The 12,385-nt window shown below is 66.8% G+C and carries 14 protein-coding genes; 5 read left to right on the forward strand and 9 right to left on the reverse strand.

The window, feature by feature from the left end; translation table 11 throughout:
* Nucleotides 1-127: 127 nt before the first annotated feature.
* Nucleotides 128-541 carry a DUF5319 domain-containing protein gene (locus ACFU4Z_RS01235; protein ID WP_011207424.1) on the forward strand — a complete coding sequence of 138 codons (414 nt, stop codon included), beginning with the start codon at nucleotides 128-130 and terminating at the stop codon, nucleotides 539-541.
* Nucleotides 542-680: 139 nt separating this feature from the next.
* On the opposite strand, the gene ACFU4Z_RS01240 is transcribed toward ACFU4Z_RS01235, so the two are convergent.
* From ACFU4Z_RS01240 to ACFU4Z_RS01255, 4 genes are all read right to left on the reverse strand, one after another.
* Nucleotides 681-1,886: an anti-sigma-D factor RsdA gene (locus ACFU4Z_RS01240; RefSeq protein WP_379058603.1), complete on the reverse strand. Its 1,206-nt coding sequence runs from the start codon at nucleotides 1,884-1,886 to the stop codon at nucleotides 681-683.
* Complete coding sequence (locus ACFU4Z_RS01245) at nucleotides 1,879-2,457, reverse strand: sigma-70 family RNA polymerase sigma factor (RefSeq protein WP_328409422.1); 579 nt, start codon at nucleotides 2,455-2,457, stop codon at nucleotides 1,879-1,881. Before ACFU4Z_RS01245 ends, ACFU4Z_RS01240 begins: the two co-directional genes overlap by 8 nt.
* A 135-nt stretch (nucleotides 2,458-2,592) precedes the next feature.
* On the reverse strand, nucleotides 2,593-3,456 hold the full coding sequence (locus ACFU4Z_RS01250; protein ID WP_379058607.1) for a hypothetical protein: 864 nt from the start codon (nucleotides 3,454-3,456) through the stop codon (nucleotides 2,593-2,595).
* A gap of 468 nt (nucleotides 3,457-3,924) precedes the next feature.
* Nucleotides 3,925-4,089: a hypothetical protein gene (locus tag ACFU4Z_RS01255; protein ID WP_379058610.1), complete on the reverse strand. Its 165-nt coding sequence runs from the start codon at nucleotides 4,087-4,089 to the stop codon at nucleotides 3,925-3,927.
* On the opposite strand from ACFU4Z_RS01255, the gene ACFU4Z_RS01260 reads away from it, so the two are divergent.
* From ACFU4Z_RS01260 to ACFU4Z_RS01270, 3 genes are all read left to right on the forward strand, one after another.
* On the forward strand, nucleotides 4,082-4,375 hold the full coding sequence (locus tag ACFU4Z_RS01260; RefSeq protein WP_040704593.1) for a WhiB family transcriptional regulator: 294 nt from the start codon (nucleotides 4,082-4,084) through the stop codon (nucleotides 4,373-4,375). The two genes, ACFU4Z_RS01255 and ACFU4Z_RS01260, sit on opposite strands and share 8 nt — an antisense overlap.
* Nucleotides 4,376-4,767: 392 nt before the next feature.
* The gene (locus ACFU4Z_RS01265) at nucleotides 4,768-5,343 is read left to right on the forward strand and encodes a sigma-70 family RNA polymerase sigma factor (RefSeq protein WP_379058613.1); all 576 of its coding nucleotides are present in this window, start codon (nucleotides 4,768-4,770) and stop codon (nucleotides 5,341-5,343) included.
* Between the two features lies 1 nt (nucleotide 5,344).
* The gene (locus ACFU4Z_RS01270; RefSeq protein ID WP_379058616.1) at nucleotides 5,345-5,596 is read left to right on the forward strand and encodes a hypothetical protein; all 252 of its coding nucleotides are present in this window, start codon (nucleotides 5,345-5,347) and stop codon (nucleotides 5,594-5,596) included.
* Nucleotides 5,597-5,786: 190 nt separating this feature from the next.
* On the opposite strand, the gene groL is transcribed toward ACFU4Z_RS01270, so the two are convergent.
* Both groL and groES read right to left on the reverse strand, forming a co-directional pair.
* Entirely contained in the window at nucleotides 5,787-7,400 is a 1,614-nt protein-coding gene (groL, locus tag ACFU4Z_RS01275; RefSeq protein WP_379058619.1) for a chaperonin GroEL, read from the reverse strand.
* A gap of 134 nt (nucleotides 7,401-7,534) precedes the next feature.
* The gene (gene groES / locus ACFU4Z_RS01280) at nucleotides 7,535-7,834 is read right to left on the reverse strand and encodes a co-chaperone GroES (RefSeq protein ID WP_014981824.1); all 300 of its coding nucleotides are present in this window, start codon (nucleotides 7,832-7,834) and stop codon (nucleotides 7,535-7,537) included.
* 671 nt (nucleotides 7,835-8,505) lie between these two features.
* Between groES and ACFU4Z_RS01285 the strand changes: the two genes are divergently transcribed.
* Nucleotides 8,506-10,074, forward strand: coding sequence for an Hsp70 family protein (locus ACFU4Z_RS01285; protein ID WP_379058622.1), 1,569 nt, complete (start codon nucleotides 8,506-8,508; stop codon nucleotides 10,072-10,074).
* Between the two features lie 18 nt (nucleotides 10,075-10,092).
* On the opposite strand, the gene tsaD is transcribed toward ACFU4Z_RS01285, so the two are convergent.
* Genes tsaD through tsaB form a run of 3 tightly spaced genes read right to left on the reverse strand, consistent with a single transcriptional unit; the run spans nucleotide 10,093 to nucleotide 12,364 of the window.
* Nucleotides 10,093-11,136, reverse strand: a complete 1,044-nt coding sequence (tsaD, locus tag ACFU4Z_RS01290) for a tRNA (adenosine(37)-N6)-threonylcarbamoyltransferase complex transferase subunit TsaD (protein ID WP_379058625.1) — start codon at nucleotides 11,134-11,136, stop codon at nucleotides 10,093-10,095.
* The gene (gene rimI / locus ACFU4Z_RS01295) at nucleotides 11,133-11,642 is read right to left on the reverse strand and encodes a ribosomal protein S18-alanine N-acetyltransferase (RefSeq protein ID WP_379059289.1); all 510 of its coding nucleotides are present in this window, start codon (nucleotides 11,640-11,642) and stop codon (nucleotides 11,133-11,135) included. Before rimI ends, tsaD begins: the two co-directional genes overlap by 4 nt.
* Before the next feature lie 5 nt (nucleotides 11,643-11,647).
* The gene (tsaB, locus tag ACFU4Z_RS01300; RefSeq protein WP_379058628.1) at nucleotides 11,648-12,364 is read right to left on the reverse strand and encodes a tRNA (adenosine(37)-N6)-threonylcarbamoyltransferase complex dimerization subunit type 1 TsaB; all 717 of its coding nucleotides are present in this window, start codon (nucleotides 12,362-12,364) and stop codon (nucleotides 11,648-11,650) included.
* Nucleotides 12,365-12,385: the final 21 nt, after the last annotated feature.

Below are 12,385 nucleotides of genomic sequence, written 5' to 3' on the forward strand. Positions count from 1 at the left end.
CGCGGTGCGCGAGGACGGCTGCGGCTCTGGTCAACTCGCGACGCGCACCCGAGCAACTGAGCGCGCCGACGAAACTTGCGGTGCGCATAGCTGGCGAAGACCCCACTGTTCTGCGTACCGTGGGGGTGTGCGTGACCATCTACCACCTGGCTTGCCGCCGGATCCGTTTGCCGGAGACCCCTCCGACCCGTCCGCCGCGCTCGATGCCATCGAGCCCGGCGAACCGCTGGATCCCCACGAGCGCCTCGCGGTCGAGGAGGATCTCGCCGACCTCGCAGTGTATGAGGCACTACTGGCGCATCGTGGCATCCGTGGACTCGTCGTCAGCTGCGAAGACTGCAGGCAGGATCACTACCACGACTGGGACATGTTGCGCGCCAACCTGCTTCAGCTGCTGGTCGACGGCACCGTGCGCCCCCACGAGCCCGCCTACGATCCGACGCCGGAAGCGTATGTCACCTGGGACTATTGCAGGGGTTACGCGGATGCCTCGATGAACGAGGCTTTCCACGGCGACGGATTCGACGGGTTCGACAGCTGACTCTCTCGCTCGCAACGGGGTCGGACCAGCCGGGCGCACAGCACGGGACTCGCACAGACGTGCTGTCAGCAACAACACAGACAAAAAGCCGACCGCCGGTCGGCGATCGGTTGGTGTCTTTTATCGGTTGTTCTGGAGGCTAGGTAGCCGGGGCTGCTCCACCCGTTCCACCGAACCCGCCTGTTCCGGTAGATCCACCCGTTCCGGTGGACCCACCGGTACCGGTGGACCCACCAGTTCCGGTGGGAACCACGATAGATCCGGAGTTGCCAGCCGACGGAGGCGTCACGGGCCCCGTCGGCTGACCCGTATCAGCGGGCGGCACGATCACCACCGTGGTCGGCAGGGCAGGGGCCGTTTGATCCTGTGTCGGAGGCGGATTCTGTGTCGGCGGCAGATTCTGCGTCGGCGGCGGATTCTGCGTGGTGGGCGGATTCTGCGTCGGGGGCGTTGTCGGCTCGGCCGTGACCGGCGGAATCACCGGCGGCACAGTCGTCGACGGTAGACCAGGAGCAGTGAGGTCCGCGCTCGTCGGCGGCTTCGTCCCCGAAGCATCCGGCGATTGCAGAATGGTCTGCTGCGGGTTGCCGGTCGTCGGCTTCGTGCCTGAGGTGTCGGCGCTCGGCTTCGGATCGGCGGGCCGCGTCGGCGTCGCCGTGATCGAGTTCGCGATTTCCGGCGCCTTCTTGCGCAGCTCGGCGAGGACCGATTCCCAGCGAGCCGCCAGCTCATTCTGCTTGCCGGTGTCGTTGACCTGAGTCACGTTCTGCCGAGCGCCCTCGAGCTTGGTCTTCGCCATTTCGGGGTTCGAATCGAGCAGCGCCTGCGCCTCGGTCAGGTAGTCGTCGGCACGCTGAACCACGGTGGTCTGGGCCTGTTCACTGAACACGACCTCCTTGACCCGCCACAGCGGATCACCGGGCTCCGCGTTGTAGGAGAACGCCGTCATACCGCCGATGACAAGTGCCAGTGCGGCAGCCGTCCCCGCGATCGGGCGAAGTAGCCGTAGTCGTCCGCCGGTCTGTGCGCCGATGCGGACTTGTCGAGCACCGATCTCCTGGTTGACCGCGGCCACGATTTCATCGAGGCTCGGTTCCCCCGGCATCGGCTCCGAGATCAGCTCGGCCCGCCAATCGGCCAACAGCGTCGCGAGCTGATACTCCTCCGCGCTGTCGGTCCGTACCGGACCATCGCTGGCGATGGCATCGATCAGTGCATCGTCGCGGCGTACCGCCGCAATGTCCACCGGACCGCTGTCACCGACGCTCTCGGCGTAGGGACCGCTATTTCGCGATCCAAGCCGCGCCTTCCAGTCGCCCCGACCGCGCTCGCCATCCCTAGCCATACATTTCACCTGCCCTCGCCACTTGTGACTTCAGTTTTGCGAGCGCCCTGTGCTGGGCCACCCGTATCGCACCCGCCGTACTGCCCACGGCGACTGCGGTTTCTTCCGCTGACAAACCCATGACCAATCGCAGGATCAGGATCTCCCGATGTTTCTCAGGAAGAGTCGCGAGCAGACTGTTCATCTGCCTGCTCGTCTCTGATTCGAGAGCTCGTTGTTCCGGACCATGGTCGGTGGATATGACATCTGGTACTTCGGCCATGGCCTCCGCCTTGTTACGGGCGGCGTTCCGATGAGCATCGGCGACCTTGTGCGAAGCGATTCCGTATACGAAGGCCATGAAGGGCCTGCCCTGGTCTTGATACCGGGGCAAGGCGGTCATCACAGCCAGACATACCTCCTGCGCAACGTCATCCGCAGAAAGTTGTCCTCGCTCCGCGGCGCCGATCCGCGCGCGGCAGTAGCGCACCACCAGCGGGCGGACCATTTCAAGTACCTGAGCTAAAGCGGATCTGTCGCCCTGCGCAGCCGCAGTGACGGCGAGGTCCAACTCTTCGCCCATGTTCGTCATCGTCAGAGAAATTCCTGGCGTTACAAGTGGCACGGTCGGGGATGACCAGTGCTTCCGCCGGTGGGGCGGAACGGATCTAACAATAGCTACACAATGCCGGGAACCGGGCAACACGGGTCGCCTCCAGTGGCAGACCTAGGCAGCACCATCGGGCCGAAACCGCCCGCCACGCCGAGCAATAGCCGCGGCACAATCGGCGGCTTCGGCGCCGGCAGCGGCTGCGGCGCCGTCGACGGAGACGCCCGCACGCAGCATGGCGCACGCCCAGCGCAGCGGAAGCAGCCCGTACTCACGGCACTCGGCGGCGACCGCCTCGGCGAGGACACGCGCGCGCTCGGTGTCGCCCGCGGCGGCGGCCGCCGCCGCGACCAGCAGCCTGGATTTGACCCGGTGCCGGATCGAGGGGCCACGCTCGGCCAACTCCACCGCGGCCGCGGCATGGGTGCGCGCGGGATCGGGGCGGCCCGAGGCAAGAGCCGTCTCCGCCGAAACCCAATGCCAGCGCACCCAGGGCCGCCAGCGCAGCTGTTCAGGGTCGAGGGCATCGCGGCTGCGCCACAGCAACCGGGTGGCCAGCGTGAGCCTGCCGGTGCCGAGCGCGTCGGCGGCGAGACCGGTCAGCGCATCGCAGACGGCGTCGGCGTGGTCCGGGCCGACCTCACTCCCGCGCTCGGCGCGAGCGGGGAGGATGAGCGCCGCGGCCCGACCGTCGGCGACCGCGGCACGGGCATGCCAGCCGAGCTGGCGCAATAGCGAACCCTCGGTGCTCGCGGCGAGCGAAAGCAGCACCGGGTCGGTAGTGCGCGAGCGCAGTGACCGAAGTTCGGCTCGGGCTGCGGCATAGTGGCCCCCACCGCCGAGAATCACCGCCCGATGCCATGAATCGAGGGCGCTGCGCGGCGGCGGCAACTCGGCAGCGCCGAGGGCGCGACGGTCGCCGAAAGCGGCGGCGGCGAGCGGTGTCGACTCGCTATATATAGGGATAGATGGTGCGGACACGGCCGAACTCTATCGTGCGCCGCGTGCACGCCAGGGCGACCAGAGACACCGGCGAGACGTCCCGGCAACCATCCAGCATTTCGAATGCCGCCATCATGTTTCCATCAGGTAAATCTCGTACGAGCAATCAACGGGCACGTGCGATAGGAATTCACATGCGTTTCGCGCAATTAACCTCAGCGCCCCGATTCCGCCATCTCCGATCCGACGTCCCATCGGCCCCGATCGGCACTGTGACGACCCCCACGGCAGGCATGTCTCCCCAGACATGGGGAGCCAGCCGCCGAAACCACGCCCACCTGCGGATACACTCGCGAATCGAGCCAGATGGTTCGATGCGAGCCGTCGATCAACCGACCAGTATCACCGGAAGCAATGCAAAAAGTAAACACCGTAGAGGTTAAATTTCGCAGCCCAACATTTGGAAAACTACTGCGTCGAACTATTGACGGAATTTCGCGGCTGGACCTAACGTAACTCATCGCCACGGTCGGCGCCGCGCGAAATTGCAGCGACCACGAAGGGCGAGCCGATAGGCACGCCGCCGACCCAGCGCCGTGGCCACAACTGTTTGCAGAACAACTGCTCGACAACGCTGACGAGCTCGCACCACGAGGAGTTCACCATGCCCATGCCGACCCACCTTCCCGGACCGAACGCCGATGTCTGGGACTGGCAGATGAGAGGGTCTTGCCGCGGGCAGGATTCCGCGGTGTTCTTCCATCCCGACGGCGAACGCGGCCGTGCCCGCACCGCACGGGAGATGCGCGCCAAGGAAATCTGCCGGAGCTGCCCGGTACTGATGCAATGCCGCAGCCACGCCTTGAAAGTCAGCGAGCCATACGGCATCTGGGGTGGAATGTCGGAAACGGAACGCGAGATGCACGCGCGCCGCAATCGCCGCCGCATGGCGGTATAGCCGAGTTCGCCATGCGGAATCCGATCCCATCCGCACGGCGCGGCGCGCCGAATCCCTAGCGAACAAGCGGCCGATACAACACCTTCGATCGTGTCGGCGCGCAGGCGGTAGCGGTTGCCACCGATATGCCTGCCGCAGCAACGGCCAGGAGCCAGCCGGCTTTCGGTTCGGCGTTTCGCGGCACTTGTCGTGCGTGCCACGGCGTGTCCTCCAAGGAAACGCCCGGTGTGTCGAAGTCGCTGGACCACACGCAGATTGCCGCCACCCCACCGGAAGGGTGGTCATAGCGGCGCGCTACGGTAGTGACCGATGACACAGAATGGAGCGTTGTGACAACGCGGCCGACGGCCGCAGAGGGCGACTCGTTCCGAAGAGAAGCCATCCCACCTCGTGTGGATTCTGCGGTGTCGGTACGCGCAGCCGAAAGTATCGAGCTAGCCGCCCTTCTCGAACGCTGCGGCCAGTCCGACCAGGAAGCTTTCGCCGAGCTCTACGACCGAACGTGTGCGCGCGTCTTCGGCCTAGTGCTCCGCGTTCTGCATGATCCCGGATATGCGGAGGAGACCACCCAAGAGGTCTTCCTCCAGATCTGGCGGACTGCGGCGAGTTTCGACTCGGCGAAAGGGTCGGCGGTGACGTGGCTGATGACGCTTGCCCACCGGCGAGCTGTCGACCGGGTTCGCGCCGAACAAGCCCATACCCAGCGCGAAGTCGCCTACGGGATACGGGTTCTCGGCAACGAATTCGATGAGGTCACCGAAGAAGTCGAGCGAAGGCTCGAACAACAGGCCGTCCTCGCGGGTCTCGCCACATTGACGCCGACCCAGCGAGAGGCCATCTCGCTCGCCTACTACGGCGGGCGAACCTACGCAGAGGTGGCAACCTATCTCGGCGTAGGGTTACCAACCGTTAAGTCCCGTATTCGGGACGGACTGACACGACTGAAAAAAAGTTTGGGGGTGACGTGAGATGAACGAAGTCCAGATCGATCTCGCGCACGCCGTCGCGCTCGCATCGATCGACGACGAAGACCATCACGCGGTACAAGACCTGCTCGATAGCGAGGACCCCGCCCTACGCGCGGAATTCCTCGCCGAAGCGCAAGAGACGAGAGACGTCCTCGCCGCCCTCGCGGCGGTGACAGCGGTGCAGCCGCCCGCTGCCCTGCGTGGGCGATTGCTCACGGCCATCGCGGCCGAGCAACCGCCCGTCGCCTCTTAGCGTTCATTCCCCGCCGCCGCAGCACATCGGGAAGAAGACGCGCGAACCAACGTTCGGTGCATAGTCGATTTCGGAAGCAACCCAGGAATTTCCCTGAACTCAACGTACGAAATCCATTGTTCTGTTCATAAAGTTCACAGACGAAGGCCCCCCGGAATGTTCCGGGGGGCCTTCGCATGTCGAACCGAACTCAGTGGCTGTGGCCGTGTCCATGACCGTGGTCGTGGGCCTCTTCGGCAGGCTTGTCCACCACGGCGCTCTCGGTGGTGAGGATCATCCTGGCCACCGACGCCGCGTTCACGACGGCGGAGCGGGTCACCTTGACCGGGTCGACGACACCGTCGGTGAGCAGGTCGCCGTAGGTGAGGGTGGCGGCGTTGAAGCCTTCCTTCCCATCCACGACCTTGCTGACCACGACAGAGCCGTCGACGCCCGCGTTGGTGGCGATCCAGAACAGCGGCGCCGACAGTGCGGTGCGCACCACCTCGACACCGACCGCCTCGTCGCCGGAGAGCGAATCGCGCAGCTCGACGAGCTTGGCGCTCGCGAGCACGAGCGCGGTACCGCCACCGGGGACGATGCCCTCGTCGACGGCGGCCTTCGCGGCGCTGACAGCGTCCTCGACCCGGTACTTGCGCTCCTTGAGCGCGGTCTCGGTGGCCGCGCCGACCTTGATCACCGCGACACCGCCGGACAACTTCGCCAGCCGCTCTTCGAGCTTCTCGCGGTCCCAGTCGGAGTCGGTGGCCTCGATCTCGCGACGCAGCTGCGCGCTGCGGGCCGCGATGTCCTCGGCGGTGCCCGCACCGTCGATGATCGTGGTGTCGTCCTTGGTGACGACGACGCGACGCGCCTTGCCGAGCACCTCGAGGCCGGACTCACGCAGCGTGATGCCGAGATCCGGGTTCACCACGGTGCCCGCGGCGACAACGGCGAGGTCGTCGAGGAACGCCTTGCGGCGATCGCCGAAGAACGGCGCCTTCACGGCAACGGCCTTGATGGTCTTGCGGATCGAGTTCACGACCAGAGTCGACAGCGCCTCGCCATCGACGTCCTCGGCGATGATCAGCACCGGCTTGCCGGACTCGGCGATCTTTTCCAGCAGCGGAAGCAGATCGGGCAGCGAGCTGATCTTCTCCCGGTTCAGCAGGATGTAGGCGTCCTCGAGCACGGCCTGCTGGCTGTCGGTATCGGTGACGAAGTAGGGCGAGAGGTAGCCCTTGTCGAACTGGACGCCCTCGGTGACGACGAGTTCGGTCTGCAGCGTCGAGGACTCCTCGACGGTGACGACGCCGTCCTTGCCGACGGTGGTCAGCGCCTTGCCGACCATGGCGCCGATCTCCTCGTCGCGCGAGGACACGGTCGCGACTTGAGCGATGGCCTGCTCACCGGAGACCGGGGTGGCCAGCGCGAGCAGCGCTTCGGAGACCGCGTCGGCGGCCTTGCCGATGCCCGAGCCCACCGCGATCGGGTTCGCGCCCGCGGCGATGTTCTTCAGACCAGCGCGCACCAGCGCCTGCGCGAGCACGGTCGCGGTGGTGGTGCCGTCGCCGGCGACGTCGTTGGTCTTGGTAGCGACGCTCTTGACCAGCTGCGCGCCCATGTTCTCGAAGGGGTCCTCGAGGTCGATCTCGCGCGCGATGGTCACACCGTCGTTGGTCACGGTGGGGCCACCGAAGGCCTTCGCGAGCACAACGTGGCGGCCACGCGGCCCGAGGGTGACCTTCACGGCGTCGGCGAGCTTGTCGACACCGCGTTCCAGAGCCCGGCGAGCCTTCTCGTCGAACTCGATCTGCTTTGCCATAAGTCCTATTCCTTAGGGTTCCAGTGCTGAAACGACACTGCCCCGGCCCCGCTCAGGGGAACCGGGGCAGTGTCGTGACGACTCGATCCCGGCAATGGCCGGGCAGCACGGTCAGCCGACCGCGCGGAGCTCGGTCACTTGGTGACGACGGCCAGCACGTCGCGCGCCGACAGGATGAGGTATTCCTCGCCCTGGTACTTGATTTCGGTGCCGCCGTACTTGCTGTAGATGACGGTGTCGCCCTCCTTGACGTCGACCGGGATACGGTCACCCTTATCGGTGACGCGCCCCTCGCCGACGGCGATGACGGTGCCCTCCTGCGGCTTCTCCTTCGCCGTGTCGGGGATGACCAGGCCGGAGGCCGTCGTCGTCTCGGCCTCGTTGGCCTGGACGAGGATCTTGTCCTCGAGCGGCTTGATGTTCACGCTCGCCACGTTGAGCCCTCCACTTTCAGGGGATATACGGTCGTCCGGAACTGTTGTCCCGGACCATCGGTGTCGTGTTGTTTCGCGCGACCTGTAAGCAGCCGCTAGCGATGTCGACCCCTGCGCATAGCCCCGTCGTCGCGGGTGCCGGGACACCGCTCAGTGGTCGAACTGGCACTAAGCACTACTTACAGTGCCGACTAGCACTCTATACATGAGAGTGCCAGCGCTCAAGGTTGGGCGGTGCCAATTCTGACGGCGCGTCGGATCGGCGGCTGGAGCCACGCCATGCCGAAGGGCCTGAAGACTTCCCAAGAGATCAGCAAATCTGTAACGTTCGGGTAACGGATTGTGACACAATGGACGACGGTTGTTCTTCGCGCGCTGCGTTCATCACGAACCGGCGTCGTCGGGGGCGCACGGAGAGCTATGAAACAACCAGCGTCACAGGGGAAGCCGAGCGGTATCCGGTAGTCCCAGCCGTCACAGTACAAGCGTTTCAGAGAACCAGCTTCACCAGAGGGCAAGACCACACGTGATCTATGGCCGGTCCCCGCGACCCATCCGGACAACGGGTCGGCCGGATCCCGAGTCCGAATCGCTCGCCAGCCACGCGAGAAGTTCGGTAGTCCATTCGAGATGGTCGGCAAGACATGACCATCCGCTCGAAGGGAGGTGACATGCGAACATCACTCGGCATCTCCGCCGGGAACGAGGTCGTTTGCTCGGCGCTGGTGGCGACGGCGTCCAACGGCGCACAGAATTTCGACTACCGCGTCGTCTCCGCCGACGCGGCCCACTCCGATCTCGGCGATCTGGTGGCGTCCTCGATCGAGCTCATGACGACCCAGCTACCGACCACGCAGCTGCCACGCGACGTGGTGCACCCTGTGGGCGCACGGTTCGCCGGCGCGCACTCGATCGGGCTGGAATCGGCCTCCAGCCGGCCGCCGACCAGTGTCGCTGTGGCCTACCGCAGCAAGGAGCAGGCCCAGCTGATCCGCTCGGCGACCGGCAAGCAGCGCGACCTGCGGCTGATCCCGGAGAGCACGGCAGCGCTGACCTACCTGCGCCACACCGGCCTGCTGGACCGCTACGACACCGTCGCCGTCATCGACCTCGGCGCGTCCGGTCTCACCGTCACCGTCGCCGACCAGGCCGACGGCACCGTGCTCCGCAGCGAGCGCACCACCGCCATCAGCGGCAACGCCATCGACGAACTCATCTACCACCATCTGGTCGACCTGCACTACGCGCGGCGCGGCACCCGCCCGAACCGCGGCATGCTGACCAATCGCGGCCGCGCCGCCAAGGAACATCTGTCCATCGCGCCCGCCGTGACCATCGACCATGTCGCCGGGCAGCCACTCAAGCTGACACGAGCCGATTTCGAGGAGCTGATCGCTGACCTGCTGCGCGAGATCGGCGTCCACGCCGCGGCGGTCTTCGCGCGGGCGCCCCAGTTCCCACAGGCGGTCACGGTGATCGGCGGCGGGGCCAATATCCCCGCCGTGGTGTCCACGCTCCGCGACGAACTCGATGTTCCCGTGCACACGGTCCCCGAACCGGAGGCGGTGATCGCCAAGGGCGCCGCGTTGGTCGCCGACGCGGCGCAGCCTGCGGTGTTCCCGGTCGGCGCGCTCGCCTCCGACGCGCCGGTCGGCACCTTCACCAAAGTGGTCGGCACCCTGGCCGGGGCCATCGTGGTGGTCGGACTGGTCATCGGCTACGGCGTGAAGACCTTCACGCCGACCTCCGGCGACGAGGTCTCCCCCGCGGGCACCACGAGCAGCACCCAGATGCCGTCGACATCGGCGCAGGCTCCGGCTCCGCCGACACCGACCGGCCAGAATCGGGAGAACACGAACCGGCCGAGCGGCAGCAACATCCCGTCCATCACCCAGGACCGCGGCCAGCCGACCACACGAGCGAGCGCCACACCGACACCCGCGAGCACCACGCCGACGCAGCCCACGCTGCGTCCCGATCCGAACCTGCCGCCGATCCCGTTCCCGGAACTGCTCGGCCCGTTGTTCGCCAACCCGCTCGCCCCGCAGGCAGGGTCCTCCTCGAACCCGGCCGAACATAACCAGCTGGAAGAAGAGACCACGGCGCCGACTACCGCGCCCACTCCGTCGCCTACCGCACCGGCCCAGGCGCCGGCGAAATCGCGGGTTCCGCTGCTGCCGCGCGCGAATTCCGGTTCCGCCGGCGGTAACTCATCGCAGCAATTGGTTCCGGCGCGCTAGCCGGACCCGCCGCGGAAGTCAGCCGACCTGGCTGACCGACACCGGCAGGCCGGGATCCGTCGCGACCGTCAGTGGTGACGGCTTCGCGCCGCCGGCGATCACATGGGCGCCGAGCGCCGCGATCATCACGCCGTTATCGGTGCACAGCCGGGGTTTCGGCACCCGAAGCGTCAACCCTGCCGCCGCGCAACGCTCCTCGGCGAGCGAACGGATTCGGGAGTTGGCGGTCGCGCCGCCGCCGAGGACCAGCGTGTCGACACCGACATCCTGGGCCGCACGCACCGCCTTCATGGTGAGCACATCGGCGACCGACTCCTGGAAGGACGCCGCGATATCGGGAATCGGCAGTTCGGCCGCGGTGAAACCATTGCGCTGGGCCGCCTCCACATAGCGGGCGACGGCAGTCTTCACACCGGAGAAGGAGAAGTCATAGCGCGCATCGCGCGGACCCGTCATACCGCGCGGGAACGCGATCGCCTTCGGATCACCGCTGGCCGCCGCCGCGTCGAGCGCGGGGCCGCCGGGGAAACCGAGCCCGAGCAGCCGGGCGACCTTGTCGAACGCCTCGCCTGCCGCATCGTCGATGGTGCTGCCCAGCTCGACGATCGGCTCGGCCAAATCGGTGACGTGCAACAGATGGGTGTGCCCGCCCGACACCAACAGCGCGACACACGGCGGCATCGATCCGTGTTCCAGGGTGTCGACCGCGACATGTCCGCCGAGGTGGTTCAACGCGTAGAACGGCACATCCCACGCTGCCGCATAGGCTTTCGCGGCGGCCGCGCCGACCAGCAGGGCACCGGCGAGCCCCGGCCCGATGGTCACCGCCAGCGCGTCGGGCTTCACGATGCCCGCGGCGGCGAGCGCCCTGCGCATGGCGGGCACGATGGCCTCCAGATGCGCACGCGAGGCGATCTCGGGGACGACGCCGCCGAATCGGGCATGCTGCTCGACACTGGAGGCGACCTCGTCGGCGAGCAGCTCACAGGTGCCGTCCTCGTGCCAGCGCACGATGCCGACTCCGGTTTCGTCGCAAGAGCTTTCGACGCCCATGACGATCACGACAGCACCTCCCCGCGAGCCATGTCCCAGGCCGCACCCGCGCCGGTCAGCGCGGGCCTGCGCATGGTGTAGGCGTCGGCGCCGCTCGGGTGGTAGTAGTTCTTGCGCAGTCCGATGATGTGGAAGCCGTGCTTGGCGTACATCGCGATCGCAGGGGCGTTGTCGGTGCGCACTTCGAGAAACACCGGTCCGCCGCGCTTGCCCGCCTCGGCGAGCAACGCCTCGAGCAGCACGGTGCCGATACCCGCGCGATGGCAGTGCGGGTCGACGCCGATGGTGTGCACCTCGGCTTCGGGGTGTTCCTCATCACCGAGCAGTGCGACGCCCGCGTAGCCGACCATTCGCCCGTCGTCGTCGCGGGCGACGATGTACCGGTTGTGCGGTGCGGCCAGTTCGGATCGGAACGACACCGCCTGCCACGGGTCGTCTTCGGGGAACAGCAGTTGTTCGAGCTCGACGCAACGCTCGATGTCGTCGCCGTCCATCGGTTCGATTCGGATCGACACCATCGTCACGCTCCCGTCCGGTCGAGCGTGCGGTAGCTGCGTTCGACCGCGTCCGGCCTGCGTAGATACAGCGGGACCAACGGTTCCGGCACGGCATGCGCGAGCAGCTCGGCGGCGGCCGCCTGCACCAGCCCAGCCGGGGACGGGGTCTCCACGGGCAGCACGGGCAGATCGAAGAAGTCGACATGGGAGGCCGATCCGGCAATCACTGTGGCGTGCGCCGCATCCAGGTCGCCCGGCTTGCTCACATCGGGTCCTGCGACGCGCACGCCGTCGCGGTAGCGCGCCCAATACACCTCGCGGCGGCGCGCGTCGGTGACGACGAGTAGCTCGCTGCCCGGTGTCAGGTCGGCCGCGGCGTCGGCGGCGATCGCGTCGAGGCTGCACACCCCGTACACCGGCAGCCCCAGCGCGTCGCCGAATGCGGCGGCTGTTGCCATCCCGACCCGTAGTCCGGTGAACGGGCCAGGACCGATGCCGACCACCACGGCGGCAAGATCGGTCCTGGAACGGCCTGCCTCGGTGAGACATTCGAGGATCTGCGGCGTGAGCACCTCGGCGTGCGCGCGGGGATCGACCCGCACACGGGAGGCGAGGGTGCGCACCCCAGCGGCAGTGTTGTTTCGAGCGACCTGCGACAAGTCGCTAGCGGCGACCTGCTCCAGTTCCACCAATCCCGCTGTAACGGCAGGTGTCGCGGTGTCGACGGCTAGTACAAGCATGATTGACCTAACGATACCGGT

It is taken from the genome of Nocardia sp. NPDC057440 (assembly GCF_042802915.1).
In the GTDB taxonomy this organism is placed as follows: Bacteria; Actinomycetota; Actinomycetes; order Mycobacteriales; family Mycobacteriaceae; genus Nocardia.

Excerpts from the sequence above, each read along its gene's own strand:
- groL (WP_379058619.1), bottom strand. The coding sequence starts at position 7,400 with ATGGCAAAGCAGATCGAGTTCGACGAGAAGGCTCGCCGGGCTCTGGAA.
- ACFU4Z_RS01285 (WP_379058622.1), top strand. The coding sequence starts at position 8,506 with ATGCGAACATCACTCGGCATCTCCGCCGGGAACGAGGTCGTTTGCTCG.
- tsaB (WP_379058628.1), bottom strand. The coding sequence starts at position 12,364 with ATGCTTGTACTAGCCGTCGACACCGCGACACCTGCCGTTACAGCGGGA.
- ACFU4Z_RS01260 (WP_040704593.1), top strand. The coding sequence starts at position 4,082 with ATGCCCATGCCGACCCACCTTCCCGGACCGAACGCCGATGTCTGGGAC.
- ACFU4Z_RS01245 (WP_328409422.1), bottom strand. The coding sequence starts at position 2,457 with ATGACGAACATGGGCGAAGAGTTGGACCTCGCCGTCACTGCGGCTGCG.
- ACFU4Z_RS01255 (WP_379058610.1), bottom strand. The coding sequence starts at position 4,089 with ATGGGCATGGTGAACTCCTCGTGGTGCGAGCTCGTCAGCGTTGTCGAG.
- ACFU4Z_RS01240 (WP_379058603.1), bottom strand. The coding sequence starts at position 1,886 with ATGGCTAGGGATGGCGAGCGCGGTCGGGGCGACTGGAAGGCGCGGCTT.
- ACFU4Z_RS01270 (WP_379058616.1), top strand. The coding sequence starts at position 5,345 with ATGAACGAAGTCCAGATCGATCTCGCGCACGCCGTCGCGCTCGCATCG.